The organism is Chitinophaga sp. (assembly GCF_039596155.1).
GTDB lineage: Bacteria > Bacteroidota > Bacteroidia > Chitinophagales > Chitinophagaceae > Chitinophaga.
This window is the reverse complement of sequence record NZ_JBCNKF010000059.1, coordinates 1-18,525: the sequence shown is the minus strand read 5'-3', so window position 1 is coordinate 18,525 and position 18,525 is coordinate 1. Positions and strand designations below refer to the sequence as shown.

24 protein-coding genes are annotated in these 18,525 nt (G+C 44.4%); 13 read left to right on the top strand and 11 right to left on the bottom strand.

Going from position 1 to position 18,525, the window contains the following annotated elements; all coding sequences use genetic code 11:
• Together ABDW33_RS31040 and ABDW33_RS31035 are read left to right on the top strand one after the other, a co-directional pair.
• Nucleotides 1–453: histidine phosphatase family protein (locus ABDW33_RS31040; RefSeq protein ID WP_343693975.1), on the top strand; the 453-nt coding region annotated here is incomplete at its 5' end.
• 42 nt (nt 454–495) lie between these two features.
• Nucleotides 496–1,272: an alpha/beta hydrolase gene (locus ABDW33_RS31035; protein ID WP_343693974.1), complete on the top strand. Its 777-nt coding sequence runs from the start codon at nt 496–498 to the stop codon at nt 1,270–1,272.
• Nucleotides 1,273–1,317: 45 nt separating this feature from the next.
• Here ABDW33_RS31035 and ABDW33_RS31030 read toward each other — a convergent pair whose 3' ends face one another.
• The 3 genes from ABDW33_RS31030 to ABDW33_RS31020 are packed head-to-tail and all read right to left on the bottom strand — an operon-like array spanning nt 1,318 to nt 4,232.
• Complete coding sequence (locus tag ABDW33_RS31030) at nt 1,318–1,944, bottom strand: response regulator transcription factor (RefSeq protein WP_343693973.1); 627 nt, start codon at nt 1,942–1,944, stop codon at nt 1,318–1,320.
• A gap of 14 nt (nt 1,945–1,958) precedes the next feature.
• Nucleotides 1,959–3,758, bottom strand: a complete 1,800-nt coding sequence (locus tag ABDW33_RS31025; protein ID WP_343693972.1) for a tetratricopeptide repeat protein — start codon at nt 3,756–3,758, stop codon at nt 1,959–1,961.
• Nucleotides 3,759–3,767: 9 nt separating this feature from the next.
• Entirely contained in the window at nt 3,768–4,232 is a 465-nt protein-coding gene (locus ABDW33_RS31020) for a hypothetical protein (protein ID WP_343693971.1), read from the bottom strand.
• Between the two features lie 355 nt (nt 4,233–4,587).
• On the opposite strand from ABDW33_RS31020, the gene ABDW33_RS31015 reads away from it, so the two are divergent.
• On the top strand, nt 4,588–4,905 hold the full coding sequence (locus ABDW33_RS31015; RefSeq protein ID WP_343693970.1) for a hypothetical protein: 318 nt from the start codon (nt 4,588–4,590) through the stop codon (nt 4,903–4,905).
• A 294-nt stretch (nt 4,906–5,199) separates the two neighbouring features.
• Here the strand turns inward: ABDW33_RS31015 and ABDW33_RS31010 are convergent, their stop codons facing one another.
• From ABDW33_RS31010 to ABDW33_RS31000, 3 genes are all read right to left on the bottom strand, one after another.
• Nucleotides 5,200–5,856, bottom strand: coding sequence for an ATP-binding cassette domain-containing protein (locus ABDW33_RS31010; protein ID WP_343693969.1), 657 nt, complete (start codon nt 5,854–5,856; stop codon nt 5,200–5,202).
• A 2-nt stretch (nt 5,857–5,858) separates the two neighbouring features.
• Nucleotides 5,859–6,023 carry a hypothetical protein gene (locus tag ABDW33_RS31005; protein WP_343693968.1) on the bottom strand — a complete coding sequence of 55 codons (165 nt, stop codon included), beginning with the start codon at nt 6,021–6,023 and terminating at the stop codon, nt 5,859–5,861.
• 204 nt (nt 6,024–6,227) lie between these two features.
• Complete coding sequence (locus tag ABDW33_RS31000) at nt 6,228–6,824, bottom strand: NAD(P)H-dependent oxidoreductase (protein WP_343693967.1); 597 nt, start codon at nt 6,822–6,824, stop codon at nt 6,228–6,230.
• A gap of 91 nt (nt 6,825–6,915) precedes the next feature.
• On the opposite strand from ABDW33_RS31000, the gene ABDW33_RS30995 reads away from it, so the two are divergent.
• The 7 genes from ABDW33_RS30995 to ABDW33_RS30965 all read left to right on the top strand — a co-directional run bounded on the left by ABDW33_RS30995 (nt 6,916) and on the right by ABDW33_RS30965 (nt 12,349).
• Nucleotides 6,916–7,821 carry a LysR family transcriptional regulator gene (locus ABDW33_RS30995; RefSeq protein WP_343693966.1) on the top strand — a complete coding sequence of 302 codons (906 nt, stop codon included), beginning with the start codon at nt 6,916–6,918 and terminating at the stop codon, nt 7,819–7,821.
• Between the two features lie 25 nt (nt 7,822–7,846).
• Entirely contained in the window at nt 7,847–8,374 is a 528-nt protein-coding gene (locus ABDW33_RS30990) for a DinB family protein (protein ID WP_343693965.1), read from the top strand.
• Nucleotides 8,375–8,678: 304 nt separating this feature from the next.
• Nucleotides 8,679–9,557 carry a helix-turn-helix domain-containing protein gene (locus ABDW33_RS30985; protein WP_343693964.1) on the top strand — a complete coding sequence of 293 codons (879 nt, stop codon included), beginning with the start codon at nt 8,679–8,681 and terminating at the stop codon, nt 9,555–9,557.
• A 164-nt stretch (nt 9,558–9,721) separates the two neighbouring features.
• Nucleotides 9,722–10,270 (top strand): tail fiber protein, encoded by a 549-nt coding sequence (locus ABDW33_RS30980; protein ID WP_343693963.1) that lies wholly within the window; start codon nt 9,722–9,724, stop codon nt 10,268–10,270.
• 37 nt (nt 10,271–10,307) lie between these two features.
• Nucleotides 10,308–10,850, top strand: coding sequence for a tail fiber protein (locus ABDW33_RS30975; RefSeq protein ID WP_343693962.1), 543 nt, complete (start codon nt 10,308–10,310; stop codon nt 10,848–10,850).
• Nucleotides 10,851–10,877: 27 nt separating this feature from the next.
• Nucleotides 10,878–11,453, top strand: a complete 576-nt coding sequence (locus ABDW33_RS30970; protein WP_343693961.1) for a tail fiber protein — start codon at nt 10,878–10,880, stop codon at nt 11,451–11,453.
• Nucleotides 11,454–11,458: 5 nt separating this feature from the next.
• A complete protein-coding gene (locus ABDW33_RS30965; RefSeq protein WP_343693960.1) occupies nt 11,459–12,349 on the top strand; it encodes a formyltransferase family protein in 891 nt (296 codons plus the stop codon).
• A 196-nt stretch (nt 12,350–12,545) separates the two neighbouring features.
• Here ABDW33_RS30965 and ABDW33_RS30960 read toward each other — a convergent pair whose 3' ends face one another.
• From ABDW33_RS30960 to ABDW33_RS30945, 4 genes are all read right to left on the bottom strand, one after another.
• A complete protein-coding gene (locus ABDW33_RS30960; RefSeq protein ID WP_343693959.1) occupies nt 12,546–12,668 on the bottom strand; it encodes a hypothetical protein in 123 nt (40 codons plus the stop codon).
• A 248-nt stretch (nt 12,669–12,916) separates the two neighbouring features.
• Entirely contained in the window at nt 12,917–14,740 is a 1,824-nt protein-coding gene (locus ABDW33_RS30955; protein WP_343693958.1) for an asparagine synthase-related protein, read from the bottom strand.
• A gap of 3 nt (nt 14,741–14,743) precedes the next feature.
• The gene (locus ABDW33_RS30950) at nt 14,744–15,163 is read right to left on the bottom strand and encodes a lasso peptide biosynthesis B2 protein (RefSeq protein ID WP_343693957.1); all 420 of its coding nucleotides are present in this window, start codon (nt 15,161–15,163) and stop codon (nt 14,744–14,746) included.
• A complete protein-coding gene (locus ABDW33_RS30945) occupies nt 15,160–16,062 on the bottom strand; it encodes a hypothetical protein (RefSeq protein ID WP_343693956.1) in 903 nt (300 codons plus the stop codon). The genes ABDW33_RS30950 and ABDW33_RS30945 overlap by 4 nt, the downstream gene beginning before the upstream one ends.
• A 69-nt stretch (nt 16,063–16,131) precedes the next feature.
• On the opposite strand from ABDW33_RS30945, the gene ABDW33_RS30940 reads away from it, so the two are divergent.
• From ABDW33_RS30940 to ABDW33_RS30930, 3 genes are all read left to right on the top strand, one after another.
• Nucleotides 16,132–16,407, top strand: a complete 276-nt coding sequence (locus tag ABDW33_RS30940) for a PqqD family protein (RefSeq protein WP_343693955.1) — start codon at nt 16,132–16,134, stop codon at nt 16,405–16,407.
• Nucleotides 16,408–17,547, top strand: coding sequence for a nucleotidyltransferase family protein (locus tag ABDW33_RS30935; RefSeq protein ID WP_343693954.1), 1,140 nt, complete (start codon nt 16,408–16,410; stop codon nt 17,545–17,547).
• 90 nt (nt 17,548–17,637) lie between these two features.
• Nucleotides 17,638–18,363, top strand: coding sequence for an SDR family oxidoreductase (locus ABDW33_RS30930; RefSeq protein WP_343693953.1), 726 nt, complete (start codon nt 17,638–17,640; stop codon nt 18,361–18,363).
• Between the two features lie 35 nt (nt 18,364–18,398).
• Here ABDW33_RS30930 and ABDW33_RS30925 read toward each other — a convergent pair whose 3' ends face one another.
• Complete coding sequence (locus ABDW33_RS30925; RefSeq protein WP_343693976.1) at nt 18,399–18,518, bottom strand: Atu4866 domain-containing protein; 120 nt, start codon at nt 18,516–18,518, stop codon at nt 18,399–18,401.
• Nucleotides 18,519–18,525 lie beyond the last annotated feature (7 nt).

The window sequence follows — 18,525 nt, the reverse complement described above, 5'->3', positions numbered from 1 at the left end:
CTGGCTACCGAACAACCCTGGGACATTCTCTACACCAGTCATCTCTCCAGGGCTAAAAGAACCGGGGAAATCATTGCGGAAGCCATCGGCATCTCTCCTGTTTTCACTGATGAGCGACTCCGCGAAGTATCCGGTGGCCAGACTGAAGGTACGGTAGAAGAAGATCGAATTGCCAAATGGGGACCAGACTGGCGTGAACTGGACCTGGGCATCGAAAAACCGGATGCTGTATATGAACGAGGCGTTGCCTTCATGCAGGATTTATTGGAAGAGCATGCCGGCAAGAAAATATTAATTGTGAGTCATGGAAGCTTTATTCGCCATATGCTCCGTCACCTGACACCGGATTTTGTATTGACCGAACACCTCAAAAACACAGGCGTATCAAGGTTTTTAGTGGAAGATGCCAAATGGTCCTGCGACCTGTACAATTGCACTGCACACCTGGATTAAAATATTATCACTAGATTGCGTCCCTGACCCAATTCCCCTGTTATGCAAGCTACCACTTCCGGCTACGCGCCGACCAATGGATTAGACCTTTATTATGAAATCTATGGTAGTGGGGCGCCGCTCGTATTGATCCACGGTGGAGGCTCTACTATCGAAAGCAATTTTGGTTACTTTATTCCCCTGCTGGCTGCGGACAGGCAGATTATTGCCATGGAATTACAAGCCCACGGGCATACAAAAGACAGGGGTACGCCTACTACTTTTGAGCAGGATGCCGACGATGTGGCGGCGTTGCTGGATTTCTTAAAAATTCCGCAGGCAGAGATCTTAGGGTTTAGTAATGGGGGGAATACCGCCATGCAACTGGCCGCGCGTCACCCACAGTTGATAAAGAAGCTGGTGATTGCATCGTCTTTTTACAAGAGAGACGGGCTGTTTAAAGGATTTTTTGATTTTATGGATAAAGCAAGCCTGGATAATATGCCGATGGGATTGCAGGAGGCTTACCTGGCTATCAATAATGATCCTGCTGCGCTGGAGGTGATGCATAATCGTGACAGGGACAGGATGATCGCATTTAAGGACTGGCCGGATGAAATGCTGCGGAATATTACAGCCCCTACCCTGATTCTCGGAGGGGACCAGGATGTGATGACAGTGGAGCATTTTGTGGAGATGTTCAGGTTGTTTCCAAAAGCTGAACTGGCGATTTTACCAGGTGGACATGGGGGGTATCTGGGGGAGGTAACGCAAAGGCATTTAAGTGGAGGGCAACCGGAGATAGCGGCGAAGTTGATATTGACGTTTTTGAATAGCTGATGTAAGCGGACTTGCGGGCATAACTACTATTTTGAATATAAAATATTATAACAATCCATTTTCATACCCCCATTTTATCAATTGAGCTACATTACGCAGCCCGGTCTTAAAAAGCATATTCTTTCTATGGGTTTCGATGGTGTTTATACTTAAGGATAGCTGATCGGCGATTTCCTTAGTACTCCCCCCCTCTGCAATCAGCTTTAATATTTCCTTTTCCCTGGGGGTAAGTACAGCTGCCGTATATTCCATCTCTGTCATATTCCGCAGCATCATTTCCCCAAGCATGGGTGAAAAATAACGTTCTCCCTGTAGAATTCGCCTGATAGCTGTAACCATTTCCTGATTACTCACATTCTTCAGGATATATCCCTCGACACCAATCTTTAGTAATTTCTCAAGATAGATCCGCCGGGCATGCATGGAGACGACTAAAATTTTAACCGCGGGGTAATTTAATTTGATGTTGGCAGCTAATTCTATCCCATCTGCATTTTCCATTACCAGGTCTAATAAAATAAGGGGTGGCTCCGCTGCCTGTAACTGGAACCCAAGCTGGTTTTCACCTGATAATATCTTTATATTATTAAAACCGTTCCCTTCCAACAATGAACCAACTCCCTCTGCAAATAGCCGATGATCGTCAATGATTATTATAAATTGGTCAGACATATATAATTCGGAAATTATAGTAACGGAATACTGAAGTAAAAACAACTTCCATTTCCTTTTACAGTGTCAATCGTATAATCGCCTTTTAATTTTCTAACCCTCGTTTCAATGTTAGCAAGCCCCATTCCCTTATTCATAGCGACAGGATCAAATCCTTTTCCATTGTCCTCCACTGTAAGTACCAGTTCGTTCTTTTCTCCCCGCACCTGAATAAAAAGTTGTGATGCTTCACTATGCCTGATTGCATTCGTAGCGAGCTCCCGTATGATATAATATATTTCTACTGAAACATGCATTGGCAGTTTTTCCAGCCCCTGAAGATAGAGTGTTACTTTCAACTGACCGGTCATTTCTATTGACTCCCTGATATCTTTTAATCCCGCTTCCAGACCGTATTTCAACAGTATATTATCAGAAAGATCATGAGAGATACGCCGTACATCGTTAATAGCAGTATCTAACAGCATGTTTATTTTCTCTTTGACAGGAGGTGAATCGTTCATGCTGTCTACACATAGCTGTACGGAACAAAGAGTACCCCCCAGGCGATCGTGCAGGTCCCGGGCGATCCTGTTTCTTTCCTGTTCCCTTCCGGCCAGCATGGCAATGTTTGTCTTCAGGGCTTGTTCCTTATCCTTCAGCTCATTTGCCAATATCTGTTTCCGGCGTACATTCCATATTATTACACCGCCCATGCCTCCTACCAGCAATACGATTCCTGACAATAAAAAAAGTAGCCTCAGCTGATAACTGTTTGTCGCCTGCAATCGTGCTGTTTTTTCCTGTTCAAGCGCCAATGCATGTTCCTTCTTTTCTGTTTCATATTTTTCCTGCAGGTCAGCGATGGACTGCTGCACTTTCAATGGCAGGGTGCTGTCTTTTACTTTCAGATAGGCGACTTCATTTATATAAGCCTTATTAAAATTACCTGTATGATAATATGCATCCGCAAGGTGTTCATATACCCATTCTATGTGTTCCAGCGATAGATTTTGTGGCAAATTCTTCAGGCATCGCTGATAATATGATATCGCCTTTTTATATTGCTTTTGCTGTGTAGCAATGGTTCCAAGATTGAAGGATACTTCTGAAATGCCCTCTTCCTGATTGAGTTTTATAAAACTGTTAAGCGCCTTATTATACCAACCCGCTGCCGTTTGCCAGTCCTTTTCCGACCAGTAAATATTTCCAAGGTTGTTACTCACCTGTGCCTGCGCCAGGTCATTATCTCCCGACAGCATATAGGCCTTTTTAAGATAGAAAATGGCGGAATCGATCTGTTTAACCAATCTGAAAGTATTTCCCAATCCATTGTAGGTACTAAGCAATATGGAGGGTGAACGAAGCTTGCTTTTGATGGCCATGCTTCTTCTGTAAAATTTAAGCGCTGTTTCATACTGTTGCATGGTCTTTTGAATGCCAGCAATCAGTTCAAAGGTACGGGCAAGCTGCAGGGGATTGCTCCCATCCCTATCCCAGATGGCGGCAGCTTTATATAAATATTCAGCGGCTTTGGAATTCAGCCCCTTCCTGTAAAGGGCCAGGCCAATCACATACAATGCTTCAGGTTTTCCATTTACGGTAGCAGTCCTTTCTGTGTAGGCATACCATTGCTTTCCATATTTCAGCAGCGTGTCTGGCGAAGTACCTGGCACTTGTACAAGGTTTAATAAAACATGGAGGCTACTGCTGTCCGGATCAGGTCCGGACATAGCTATCCGGATACTATCAGTGAGTACCTGTATGCGTCCCTGACTGTTTCCTATAAACGGTAATAATAACAGGATAAAACAAACATACTTCGATAGAGGCATAGGAAGCTTTTAAGAGACGGAAGTAGTAGGCAATATATTTGCATCCATGACTACTTTCCCTACATTATCGGCATATTGATTACTGGTAAATTTAATTTCCAACGTAATTGTTCCAATACTCTGGCCATTTGCGGGTAAATTAATTAAAGAATTAAAAATTCCAATTCTTGTGGGTACTTTTTCTGATAAGGCTTCCAGCGGGATGCAAATATACAGGGTATAGTTTACCGTCATTTTACCATCCGGTAATTCTATAGTTCTTATCGCAACAGCTGGAGTACCTGGATGGCAGATAGCTTCTTCACATGTCAACCCCATTAAGAAAAACAGTGAAAGTATGCCATTATCATAATCTGCATGAGCAGCTGCTTGTCGGTTAGTTGATCTATTGTTTGGAATGGGATAATTGCAGGGTAATTGAGCATAGTTAATAACGACATTTTTAAAATAAACGTCTGTGCCTTTTGTTTTCATATAGAGGGATTTTTATTTCGTTCGGGTAACGGTTTTCCGGGAGGATAAAATACCGGGAAACCGTGTTTTACGAGGGTTCACTTATGGCTAATTTCGTATGGAAGTTCTGAGGCGATGGATCTTTCATCAATCATAAGAAAGTTAAAATAATAATAGATTGAAAATGGCAAAAAAATTCAACAATGAGTATTAATACTGTTAAATGCCGAGTGAGTTGCCCATCATGATTGATAAACTTGATAGACCCTATTTAATAATAATAATAATAATAATAGCACCCTCATATTAAAACCTATTAAGGTTCATTCAAACCCGTTTACTAAAAATAGTACTAACAATTAAAATTTAAACAATCATGGACATTCAAACTACAACAATTATCGGCGGCACAGTAGACCCATATGGTAAAATCGTTTCCGGAACAGGATTCAAGGTTGATAAGAATGGGACTGGCATATTTACTATTTTATTCGACAAGACCTTTTCGGCTGTTCCGGCGGTATCCGCTACCCAAATTTTTAACAATGACCCTGTTAATTGGCCCGATGGAGGTGACACACTTGACAACGCAGTGTTAGTCTTTATTCAGAAGGACCGTTTTCGTGTAAAAACCGGGTCCTCTGACGGTATCGTCAAAGATCGATTTTTCAGTTTTATTGCATGCGGACTATAATGCACCTGGGGATGTATCAGAAGTAAATTGAACCTTAGGTAAATTGCTTGAAATATTTTCCCTGTCACTCGTCCGAATAAAAGGGGCCCTCTCGTTTGAGATAGCCCCTTTTTAAAACAAGAATATTTCTACAAATTACAATTTTAACAAAAACAGGATGTACAACGACTCGTCATGTAGTGTACATCTATCGCATATAGGGCAATTATCAACCTGAATTTATTCAATGCTAACCAGTATATCGGGATGCTTACAGCAACACGTGTAGTTTATACCCAGTAAGCAGTAGCGCCACTATTCAGAAATCCCGAGATAGGACACTTTCAATTCCTGCATGCTTGTCTTTCTCACTACACCATTACTTAATAAATACAGATCGTCACAGACATCCATCACTTCGTAAAACATATGATCGGATAAAAGTATTCCCTTGTTCTTCTTCTCCCTGGCAAAAAAAGCTTTCAACCTATCTATAAAGATGGGTGATATGAGCGTAAATGGCTCATCGAGTATCACAAATTTATATGGAGACTTTATGATGAAGTAAATTTCGAAGAGGCGGGTTTCTCCCCCTGACAGATCAGCGAAAGAAGAATTGACGCATTTTTCAAGTTCCGGGAATGCTGCAAAACAGTCTGGCATGCTCAGTTTATACAGTGAAAAGAGATTGCTTACTTTCAGGTATTTAGGAATGAAATTTTTTTGCGGCAGGAAACCTAAAAGGTTGGGCACCTTGTATATCTTATGTCCCATGTATTTCCCGTCTACGCGTACAGAACGATCTTCTGTGTTAAGCACACCATACATGATTTTAAACAACGTCGACTTGCCTTCGCCATTTCTCCCGACCAAACCGGTCACTTTTCCTGTTTCCAGCTTCAGATAGACGTCTGATAATAGTTGCCTGCCACTTATATTATATCGGATACTATCAGCTTCCAGTATGCTCATGATTAAAAACAATAAGGCATTAAGATGGCGAAAAGAATAAATTCCAGGATCAGTCCTGCAATGAGCACTACTACAGGTGACAGGTGAGCATTATAATAGAAATATAACTCGTTCTTCCTGTACTGGAGCGTAACATACCCAATCATCACACTGGTAAGTAACTTCAATACGAAAACTAATACCTTTATATGCTCAGTGCCGAATTTTAATGACAGCAAACAAAATAATGCTGTAAAGAAAAACGCAGCAATCAGAAATCTTCGGGAGAATATTAATATCAATCTGAGCTTCCGTATAATTTCCATATATGGTCTACTGGTTGCAGGAAATATAGGAAACATTTCCAGCAACCAGTAGACCGCAACAAAAGTTTAACAGTTTGTAAATACTTTCTCCAGGTGGTTGTTATACCGGTTTACATCTGCAGGGATGTTGGCATTCTTTTCTACATCATGGAAATGCAGGCTCTCCAATGGAGTCATCCCTGTAAAGGCATTCATGCGATGGAAACCAAAGAGCACACCTTCATCCACTGACTTTTCCTGGAAGAACTCACCTGGTAATGTAAAAGCTGTAGCAGGTGCATTCCACGAAGTAGTGAGCAGGTATTTACGCCCCTGCAGCATGCCGCCGGTACCATAGTTGATAGCCGGATTCTCTGCCTTGCGGCCATCACTGCGATAGATCCCTTTACCCTGGCCGGCTGTAAAAACTACATCGAGATACTTTTTGAACCCGTGTGGTAAGCCAAACCACCAAACAGGTGTATGATATATAACTACATCTGCCCAAACAAAGTTCTCCACTTCCTTTTCCGGTACATAATCATTATTGATATCAGTGTAGCGTACCTGATATCCTTCCCTGCTGCCAAAGAAAGCCTGCGTAGCTGCAGCAATCGTGCTGTTAAAACGGCCGCCGGAGTGACCGAATACCTGTCCGCCATTTATCACGAAAATCTTTTTCATTGTCTTATCTGATTTACGAATGCAAAACTAGGAAGCCCTCATCTACTATTAAAATAATATAAATTATACCTTTGTATCATAATTCTGATAGATGGTTAATCTTGAATGGTTCCGCACCTTTAAAACGATATATGAGACTGGTAGTCTCACAGGCGCTGCAGAAGCGCTATACGTGTCTCAACCTGGTATCAGCCTGCACCTCAGTTCGCTGGAGGCGTATGTGGGTCATAAGTTGTTTGACCGCAGCTCCCGGAAGCTGATTGCTACTGAACGCGGCAAGCTCCTGTACAATTATATTCTCGAAGCGCTGAACAAGCTGGAAGAGGCAGAGCAGCACTTTCACCGGAGTACAGAAGCAACGCGTCCGACGGTGAGCGTGGGCATGTGCTTTGAAACGTTTCAGTTCACACTGGAGCCGTACCTGCCTACGCTACCTTTTAATGTGATCATCAAATTCGGAGAGTATCCGGAAATGCTGAGTGACCTGGATGCGGGTATCCTGGACCTGATCATTACGCCACAGAAGGGAGATTATCCGCAATTGAAGTATGAGCCTTTCTTTAAGGAGAAGATCGTGGTAGTAGGGGGTGCAAAAACGAATACGGCGAAGTTCAGAAAACTGCTGAAGACAGATGACAAACAGGGAATACTGGACTGGCTGAAGTCACAGACCTGGTATGGTACTACCGGGGATATGGAGCACCTGCGCAGGTTTTGGTTCAACAATTTTGACAAAAGACCAGATTTCAAGCCGAATTATATCGTTCCAAATATCTGTTCGATCTTACGCTGCCTGAGTGTAGGTGATGGGATCGCTGTAGTACCGGATTTTCTGGCTAAAAAGGAGCTCGATGAGGGTAAGGTGAAGGTATTATGGGAAGGCAGCAAGATCCACGAAAACACGCTCTATTTTGGCACCAGAAAGAAGAGTATTTATGAACAGGAAATTGCGAAGGTAAAGGAGATCTTTTTGCGGGAAATGGTAAAAGGTGACTAAATTCGGCTTCTAAAACCTGTAATTCATGAAACTAGCAACGATGTACCTCCTTGCGGTATTGCTGGGCGCCACCAGCATTGCCAAAGCGCAATCCCAGAATGAAGCGCTCGTAAAAGAATGGGAACGGGCAAAAGCGTACTCCAAAGAATACCTGGATGCGATGCCCGATAAAGATTATGGTTTGAAACCTACGCCGGACATGCGTTCCTTTGCAGAGCAGTTCCTGCACCTGACAGATGCCAATTACGGCTTCATTGCTGCCGTTACCGGACAGAAAAGCCCTGTAGGATTTGGTGAATCTGAAAAATCTGCTGATAAGTCCAAAGCTGCTGTCACCAAAGCCGTGATGGATGGATATGATTACGTGATTGATAATCTCAAAAAGATGTCTGCCGCTCAGCTGAATGAAAAGGTGAACCTGTTTGGAAAGTTTGAACTCACCAAAGAACAGGCCATCGAAAAAGCGTTTGAGCACCAGACACACCACCGGGGCCAGGCCACTGTTTATCTTAGACTGGCGGGGGTAAAACCACCACAGGAAAAGTTGTTCTAAAAAGTGTCAATAGAACGCGATAAGTGCAGGATGGGCTTAAATTTAAAAAGCGCTATCAGCAGCGCGCACAACGGGGGTGTATCGCACTTGGGATGCACCCCCGTTTTTTAATCCATTAATTTGTTTCCGTATGGCAATCATCCTGCCATGGTGTGGTACATCAGTCATCTTTGAAATACCGGCGTCTTCATAAACGCCTCTTTAGCCATCCCACATTTCTATGGGAGTAAAAGAAGTAGATTGGGGTGATAAAAATTTAACAATGTAGTTGCTAATACAGCATCGGAAGATTTAAATTGAGCCTATGAATACGCTGACAGTACCTGTGTATACTTTGGAGCAGGACGAGTTCTCTGCAGGCAAACAGTTTAGGGTTTACAATTTCGAAGGTGATTTTCCCCATCGTTCAGATTTGCTGATCCCGCATCGCAAGGATCATTACCTGATAGTGTTTATACGGAAAGGTGGTAGCCGGCAATGGATAGATATGAACTCATATATACTGAATGATAATACGGTTTATTTCTCCGGTCCCAGCCAGGTGATTGTAAAGGAGGAGGTAAAACAATTATGGAGTACGGGCATTGCTTTTACCAAAGAGTTTTTATCACTGCAGGAAAATGCGGCTTTACTAAAGTTACCTTTAATTGTCAATCCTTTTAACGGGTTTGAGCTGAAGCTAACGGCTGCTGACACTGTCTTTATAGATGACCTGATGCAGAAAATCACTATCGAATACAAGCAGGCAGGGGAATGGCAGCAACGCATGCTGAGTGCTTACCTGACTATATTACTGACCTATCTGAGCAGATTGTATACCGCACAATATAAAGGGAATGACCTTAGCAGCGAGCAGCAATTATTGAAACGATTCCAGGAAAAGATAGACGTTTGCTATCAGCAGTATCATGAAGTGAATGATTATGCATCAATGCTTAATATTTCTTCCGGGCATTTAAGTGATGTAATCAGGAACCAAAGTGGCAAGCCTGCGATCAAGCATATTCACGATCGTCTGATCATGGAAGCGAGGCGCTTACTCTTCCATACAAACCAGCCACTGAAGGATATTTCATTCCATTTAGGCTTTGCAGATACGTCTTATTTTAACCGTTTTTTCAAACGCGAAACAGGGCTTACGCCAGCTACCTATCGTGACCAGACAAGGGCCATGTATCCTTAATTTTCAACGTTCTCCATTTCAAAAAATATTTTTTAGATTTCGAACTTTACCTACATTCGTACTGTTATAATTGTTTGTAAGAAATGTATTAAAATATAAATCCCAAACACCACAGCTAATATAGAAACCCATTATTTATAACCACGTTTTTAATCATTTACATTATGGATTCTTTCATTGGCGAAATCAGAGCATTTGGCTTCAATTTCGTGCCCCGCGGATGGCTTCCCTGTGACGGAAGTACCGTCTCTATTCAATCCCAGTCAGTATTGTTCGCAGTGATCGGCACTCAATTTGGGGGAAATGGTACCACCACATTCATGCTACCGGATTTACGGGGAGTAACCGCTGTAGGTGTAGATTCACAGCAGCCCGGTTTTAATTATCCCGGCATTACGGGGGGATCGGAAAAGGTAACGCTTACCACGAACACTATTCCTGCACATAACCACCAGTTGCAGGCGGTAACGCGTTCAAATGCGGCGCAGGTATCAGCAGCTACCAATGTACCTGGGTCGGGATCTTATCTTACCAATGCCTTCTCATCAGGTTTTAACCAGGGTATTATTGCTTACGCGGATACTGCCAGTGTAACACTCAACCCGCAGAGCATTACAACGGCCGGTGGTGACCAGGGACACAACAATATGGCACCCAACCTTGCAATGACATATTGTATTTGTGTAGAAGGTATATTTCCACAACGCCCCTGATTCCCTATTTTTTTTCACCCCCAAATGACTTTTTCTTATGGAAAATTATCTCGGAGAGATCCGTGTGTTCAGTTACGGTCAGGCTCCAAGAGGTTGGATCCCTTGCAGCGGACAGCTATTACCTATTGCTCAGAACCAGGCGCTGTTTTCATTGCTGGGCATTTACTACGGCGGCAATGGCACGACCAACTTTCAACTACCTAACTTAAACGGCAGAACCATTGTAGGTACAGGTACCAGTAAAAGTGGTACGCCTTATTCAATCGGTCAGCCGGGTGGTGCTGAAACGGTTACGCTTGTCAGCAACGAGCTGCCTATACATACTCACCTGGTTCGTACCAGCAATGCCTATGACCTGGGTACGCCTTCTACCAATTACCTTGGTAACCCGGATATAAAGGGTGCTTCGCCGGTGAGTAACAAAGCGACTGTCAATTTATATGCGCCTGCAGGGACGTTAACGCCAATGGCGCCCTGTATTACACAGACGGGTGGTAATCAGGCGCACGATAACAGGCAGCCTTACCTGGTCATGAATTATTGTATTGCCGCACAGGGTATATACCCTTCCAGGCAGTAACATTCACCACACTTTCAAAAATATTTTATGGATAATTACCTTGGAGAAATAAGACTTTTTAGCGGCAACTACGCCCCTGTCGGCTGGGCGGTTTGTAATGGAGCACTGCTTTCCATCGCTGAAAATGATGCATTGTTCGCGCTAATCGGCACGACCTATGGTGGTGATGGAATCACTACTTTCGCGTTGCCTGACCTGCGTCAGCGGATTGGATATAATCAGGGTACCCTGTTGGGTGGTTCCAGTTATGTAATGGGCCAACAGGCAGGTACCGCACAAGTCACGCTACTGACTACGCAGATCCCTTCTCATACACATTCGCTGCAGGCCAGTACCGACGATGCAAACACCGGCGCTCCTGCCGGCAATTTCCTGGCAAATACCAATGGTACCACCAGCACTCCACCGCCACCTACTCCCTATCCGGATGTAAAACTGTATACGACTTTGCCATTGCCATCGGGGCCAACCGCCCCCAATGTGACACTGGATCCGGCTACCCTGTCAATAGTCGGGGATACGCAGCCGCATGATAATATGATGCCTTATGTCACCCTTACCTATATCATTGCTATGCAAGGTATATTCCCAAGCTTTTCTTAACCGGTATGATTATAGGAATTATTTCGAGCAGTGACCAATTTTTATCACTGGCATACACACTTGCAAATAACAATTTGCAGGTGTGTATTTACTTTGCACCCGGGCAGGATGCCTATTTGAACCAGAAGGTGCAAACAATGGCGGCACGTTTTCAATTAGTAACGGGCCAGCAATCAGCCGATGTATACAACTGGCTGGAGCAGGTGAAGCCTGCTGTGGTGTTTGTATATGGCTACCCGTTCTTACTGGATGTGGCACAGTTCACTGTACCCGTATTCAATATCCATGCAGGACCGCTTCCTGCATTCAGGGGACCGGTACCTGTGTTCTGGCAATTGAAAATGGGGGTGCCACAGTTATGCCTCAGCATCCATGTACTCACTGAAAGATTTGATGCGGGGACTGTAGTATGGAACAAGTATCTTCCTGATCAGCCACATTACAACTATGCGCTGGTGCACCAGATCTTTAGTCAGCTGGTAGTGGAAGGCGTATACTTTATCCTGAATGCATTGCTGGCCGGGAAGCCGCTCGCTGCTGTTCCTGGTAAAGGTGTGAATGCATATCAAAAACGCCCGGAGGCAAAGGATGTAGTGATTGACTGGGGGCAGATGTCTGCCACCGGGATCTGCAACCTGATACGTGCCTGCAATCCCTGGAATAAAGGGGCGGCAACGAGTATGAATGGTCAGCAGGTCAAGTTGATGGATGGCCTACAAACCGGCCATACGACTACATTACCACCTGGCAGTGTGGTCAATGAAGGAACACAGCTATTGATCGCAACAGCAGATCAACAGTTGATACAGGTGAATATGTTATTGCTGGAGGATATGTTTGTGCCTGCCTACCAGGCAGCATATTATGGTATAAGAAAAGGGCTCATTTTGCAATGAGCCCTTTTACGTCTTTGCACGCATTTCAGCGGCAAAGCCGAAGCCTGTACGCCGTTTTACGCCGGTGAGATCGCCTGGTATTTCATTCAGCACAAAAGCAGATGGCTGCGCCATCAATTATGATGGTGAGATCCACCTGTTATCTGATGCAGTATAAATGGAGACGCCTGCACCGCCGCTTAAGGCGATGAGATAATCAGGTACTTGCTTCAGATGCAAAGTCGAAACCTGCCCCTCCATTTCCGAGGGTGAGATCATTTACTTCGAAGACTTTCAGGTCTGGCGCAGTCCAGACTGGCTTTGTTTGTGTGTTTTCCATAAGTCGATTCTTTCTGGGTTTTATAAAAATTCTTATTGGATATTTCTTATCTGATTTTTGCATAGGGATTCATCTTTGCAATGTGCCCTTATGCAAAAAATTAGTGACTTGATTCGGAACCGAAATCAAAACCGACACCGCCACTTCCAAGCGTGATGTCATTTACTTCGTACACTTTAATGTCAGGGGCTGTCCAAATGGGGTTTAGGGTAATTTGTTCATTCATTATGGTATATTTTAATTGATGATCACGAAATTAAGTATCCTTTCTGAGATAACGCGGTCAGGACTTCGCTGGCTATTACAGACTGGTTTGCCCTTATGATAGCAGTGTCTTTTCGGTTTGAATAATCTATAGATAATCCATCTCTTGACAAATAACGCTGAAAGGCCATATTATGTTTATCTGAGTGGACGACTTCTTTGATATAATTTACGTGGTTATGTATGCGCGATATATAATCAGGGGAATACATGCCTTTATCCTTTCTCCACAATACTGTTGCCGGTACAATGTCTTTCATGGCATGCCTGATAAAACTCCTTTTGTATCCACCTTTTACGAAAAGATGAGCAGGTACATCGATCATAAATTCCATGATCTTTTTATCGAGTAGTGGCACCGCACTTTCCATGCCAAACCGTTCATTACGCTTGGCGAGCATGGCGGGTATCAAACCGGTTCTGCCACTCCGGAGTTTGTCGACCATATGGGCGGTGATGTCATCAACGGCACTGAAAGACAATTCCCTGCTATACTTCTGAAAAAAGAGGTCCTGAAGGAAAGGGGCTTTCACCTGTTCTTCTTTTCTGTGCTTTACCGCCTGTGAGAACACCTCTCTTTTTATAATCTGGGAGAGCTTTTTTCTCTCTTTGACCGAGAATTGCTTCATCAGTCTCAGGGCGCCCACCAGGCGTCCCCTTTTCACCATATTATAAATAACGGGGGTACCTTTCCAGGACACCCAGTGATCACCGCCAAAGCCGGTATATAATAGCCCGGTTTGTTTTTCCTTTGCCGCTTCCAGTATGGCGTGGTCCATATAATAAAACGCGTTGGGAAAGGTTTCATCCCTTTCAAAAGCTGCCAATATGCCATCAAACGGCCCATAGGAGGTAGCTGTTACATATGTTTGAATAAGATTAGGACAATGCCTGCCGATCACATCTATATAGGCGCGCTCGTCTTCCTCTTCGGGATGGTGTATGTCCGGCAGAATGGAAGAGAAGGCATATAAAGGCTGATTCTTTTCCTGCAGCACCCGGGCCAGAACGCATGCAATGACAGATGAGTCAAGGCCACCACTCAATGTGATACCAACCGGCTTATCGGTAGACAGCCTTTTGCTGACAGCTTCGTAAATCAATTCCTTCAGGCATTCCTGCCAGTCTGTATCCTTTCTGAACCTGTACTTACCTCCCCTGGGTTCCCAGTATTTACGGATGGTCATAACGCCATTGGCCACTACCAGGGTATTACCGCCCGTCAGTGTCCATATATCTGCATCGTAGGTAGCAGCGGGGCAGGATTGCCGGAAGTAGTATTCAATCAGGCTGACTTCATTGAATTTTGCAGGCGATGGTCTGAAAGCTTCCACCCCTTTTTGTTCGCTGCAGCATATAAAGGCTTCGGGTGCATCATAATAATAGAGCGACCGAAAACCGATAGGATCGGTGGCTAGAAAACATTGCTGGCGGACTTTGTCCCAGATACAAAATGCAAATTCGCCTTCCAGGTAATGGACACAATCCTGTTGCCATTTTTGCCAGGCATATTGGAGCAACACAATATCCGCACAGAGTGCCGGCGCGCCGGTCTGCTGCACGAGGAAGGACCTGTTATCCAGGTGTATGTCTGCAGTGATTACAAGGCTTTCAGTTACCAATGGCATACTTTGGTTGCGTTCTGCCTCGTTCATGGCTAGTTTGCAATGGGCCAGGGCAATATATTCATCCTGCCACACCTCCATTCCATCAATTGCCCGGTGTTGCAAAACCTTGCTGATAAGTTGAACTGCTGTTGGCGCTAACGGGTTGCGCTTTTTATGGATAATACCGAATATGGCACTCATGGTTCAACTTTTGAAACAAGCAATAACAGTAAATTGTTCTAAATGTTTATTTCCTGTTACGATATAGCTGCCACATTTGAGCCAGGCGTGGGCACTGAAGTTACCTTTCTGCTTGTTTTTGCTCACACCAAAAAAGACGATACTCTTCATACGGCGAACTTTGAGCATGAATTTAGCCGCCAGTGCCTGTTCGAAGCATTCGGTGCGCCAGGGAGACCGGCGTCCTGCCCGCAGAATAGCGGTGCCTATGCGGCGTAATTTTTCCTGCTGGTATTGTAGTTCGTCGTCCTGCTCTGCGGAAGGAAGGGTTTTCTTTCCGAGGATGGGCGCCAGTTTTCTGAAGGGTAATAAAAGGAGCATTGTTCTGGCCAGGGCAAGCCACAACCATGCTTCCGTGAACATTCTCCTGCCTGTTTTATTCATATGAGGGAGGTTACAATGGAAAGCAAATCGTCCGGCGCGCAGTTGGCCGGTCTGGCTACCAGGTATACATCCGTGTGTTGCAATAGCTGTGTGATGGTCTTAAATTTAAGTATACGCATTTCGGGGGTATTAAAGAATGAGGGCTTATATATATGTTCTACAACTGCTGCAAAGGCGCTGCCTGCGGTGAGGTGTTCAGTTGAAAACCGGTGATCGTCGCTTATTTTCAGCACGATCATTTTATTAATGGGATATCGGTTCGTATCAAAATCATCATGGAAGAAGAGGCCGTACTTTTCCATACCTGGCATTACCCGGAAGGAGCGATCTTCGTATTCAAATGCCTGCATGCTTTGTTCCCATAGTTTGATCATGGGATAGGATGCGACACCGTGTATGATGCGATCAGTTCCTTCTGCAAGCACGACTATATCATCGCTAAATATACGGAACTGCTTACTCATGAGCCCAGCCAGTGTAGTGGACTTTCCGGCACCCGAATGCCCGCCGATGAGGGTGAGTTTCCCATCGATCAGCACGGAAGCGGTATGCATGGGAATGATATGCCTTTGCTGCAAGATGCCGGCCATAGCGGTGGCGAGCACGAACAGGCGCAACAGCCGTGTTTCGATTGCATCATTCTCCGGATGAATGATAATGGTATTCCCTCCGGCTACGTAATATTTTCCTACTCCGGCTACGGTAAATAGTAACTCACGATCGTTCATTGTATAGGAAATTCTCCCTGTACTGAAAGAGAAACCATCAGGGGCAGCGGGGACTTCACCAAACCGAATATTAACATGGACCTGCTCAAAAGAGGATACCGGAGATAATTCGGGGAAAGGGATTGCTGATAGTATGTTCAGGCCAAATCCTGAATAAGTAAATGTGGACACGTGGCTTTATAAGTAATTAATGATAATACAATAATACTTATTTTTACAAAATAAAAAATTCCACATTTCATGAATTTAGAGAATATTGTTTGTCGAAAGGAAGAGAAATTTATGATCAGCAACCTCGGAGATGAAGTAGTATTAATGGATATTCAGCAAGGTCATTATATTAATATCAACCCCGTTGGAAGTGCGATCTGGAACAAATTGTCCGCCCCGGTCGCGGTAAAGGACCTGATCAATTTGCTCGTAGATGAGTATGGTATTTCAACTGCGCAGTGTGAAAGCGACACGTTGAATTTCCTGCAGAAATTACGGCAGCATGATATGCTAAATGTACAATAAATGCAGATTGAAGCTATTAATCAATCCTATTCCTCTGAAATAGCTTGTGTAGTTCTTTGTTGCCGGGTATTTATCAAATCAGCGAAAGCGGAAGAGCTGGAGCGGTTTGTCGTGTTGCATGAAATCGATTGGAACGAGGTGTATAAGTTATCAGCTTTGCAACGTATAAGACCGGTAGTGTACCATGTGTTAGTTAATCATAAGATCCCCGTACCTGCATCGAACCTAAGCCAATTCTATAATTATTGCCGTGTACATTCTGCCTTTGCATTTGAAAGGCGAATGGAGTCTGCGCGTATTCAACAGTTGTTGCTACAACATCAGATCCCGGCAAGGATGTATAAAGGCCTGGATTTCACCATCACTGCATATGGTGGAGATATTGCTATGCGGGAATTTACGGATATCGACATGATAGTTGACCAGCAACATCTGCCTGCGCTGGCAGCGGTGATGATTGCAGAAGGGTATACCAGCAAGCAGCTGAACTATTTCAACCGGTTTCCTGCGCATTTTGTGGAGGGGAGAAAAGATATTTGTTTTGAGAAGCGGCAGTCGAATGGCCGGTTATTTTGTTTTGAGTTTCATTATAAGCCTACGGGTTACCTGGTGGATCTGCCGTTGGCGTTCAGCGACGTACTGGGGCCGGATTATCTCTCCTCTGCCCAACCTATCAGCAGGCAGCAGTATTATGAGCTGATGCTGATCAATCATGGCGCGAGTGATTATTATCCAAACCTGCGATCGTTGATAGATATGGTGCTGTTAGCCCGGGATGAGAGCTGGCAAATACCTGCTGTATTGCAAAGGCACGAGCAATTGGGCAATATCCTGATTGACCGGTTGCTAAAGGGGAGCTTAGTGGAAGGGCGAAACAAATGTGCAGATGTACTGGCAGAACAATTGTTGACCTCTACCGCGCTGGGATTTAACAAGATAGCAGCGATGCGGATCCGGTTCCTGAAATCTCCGCGTACGTTATTGAAAGCATTGCATTTTTTATTACTTCCTAATGAAGAGGACATTAATAGAACGCACTGGCCTTATTTCCATCTCTATTATTTTATCAAGCCATTCCGTTTGTTAAAGAAGCATTTCCGGGCATTGGTTGGCGGGAAGGCGATGGCTGGCGGGAATTGATAAATCCGGAAAATGTACCATTAAAACCGTTTGATGTGTTCCTGTTACGTGGTGGTGGGGGTATAATTTTGTGGTTGTAAATCACTTAATATGAAAACAGTATTGATAACAGGCGCCAACAGGAGTATTGGTTTTGAAACAGCAAAACAGTTATTGGAACAGGGATATTATGTATACCTCGGCTGCCGGGATCTGGGAAAAGGGCAACAGGCCGTAAAGCAATTGCAGGCCTTAGGATTGGACCAGGTAGCACCTGTAGTAATCGATGTAGATAACATTGATTCAATCAGGGCGGCCCGTGGTCAGATAAAGGCATTGGACGTATTGATCAACAATGCGGGGGTGAGTGGCGGTTATCCGCAAAGTAGTACAGAAACGGAGATTGGCGTATTCAGAGAGGTGTTTGAGACAAACTTCTTTGGGGTAGTGGAGGTAACGCAGGCATTCATCGATTTGTTGAAACAGTCTGCAGCACCAAGAATTGTGAATGTAACCTCGGGATTAGGATCATTGAACAGGCAGAGTGATCCGGACTATGTGCACTACCGGGTGAAGCCGGTGACATATGTGGCCAGTAAGGCAGCGTTAAATGCATATACGATCGTGTTGGCGTATGAGCTCAGGGATACTCCATTTAAGGTAAACGCGGTAGATCCATGCTATACGGCTACGGATTTTAATAATCATAGCGGACCGGGTACGGTGCAGGATGCTGCAAAGCGGGTGGTAAAGGCAGCGGTATTAGGGGCTGACGGGCCGACAGGCTTGTTCTTCAGTGATGACAATGCGCCGGATACAGGCATCAGTGAATGGTAAAATATTGAGCATTGTAATAATTAAAGCGGAGCTGGTCAGCTCCGCTTTTCTCTATAAAAAATATATCCGCCATGATGCAGGGTATTTTCATCAACGAATTTACCGTCTGCGGTAAAGCCGGTATCATCCCAATAGTCAATATGATCGCCTTTGATCTCGTAA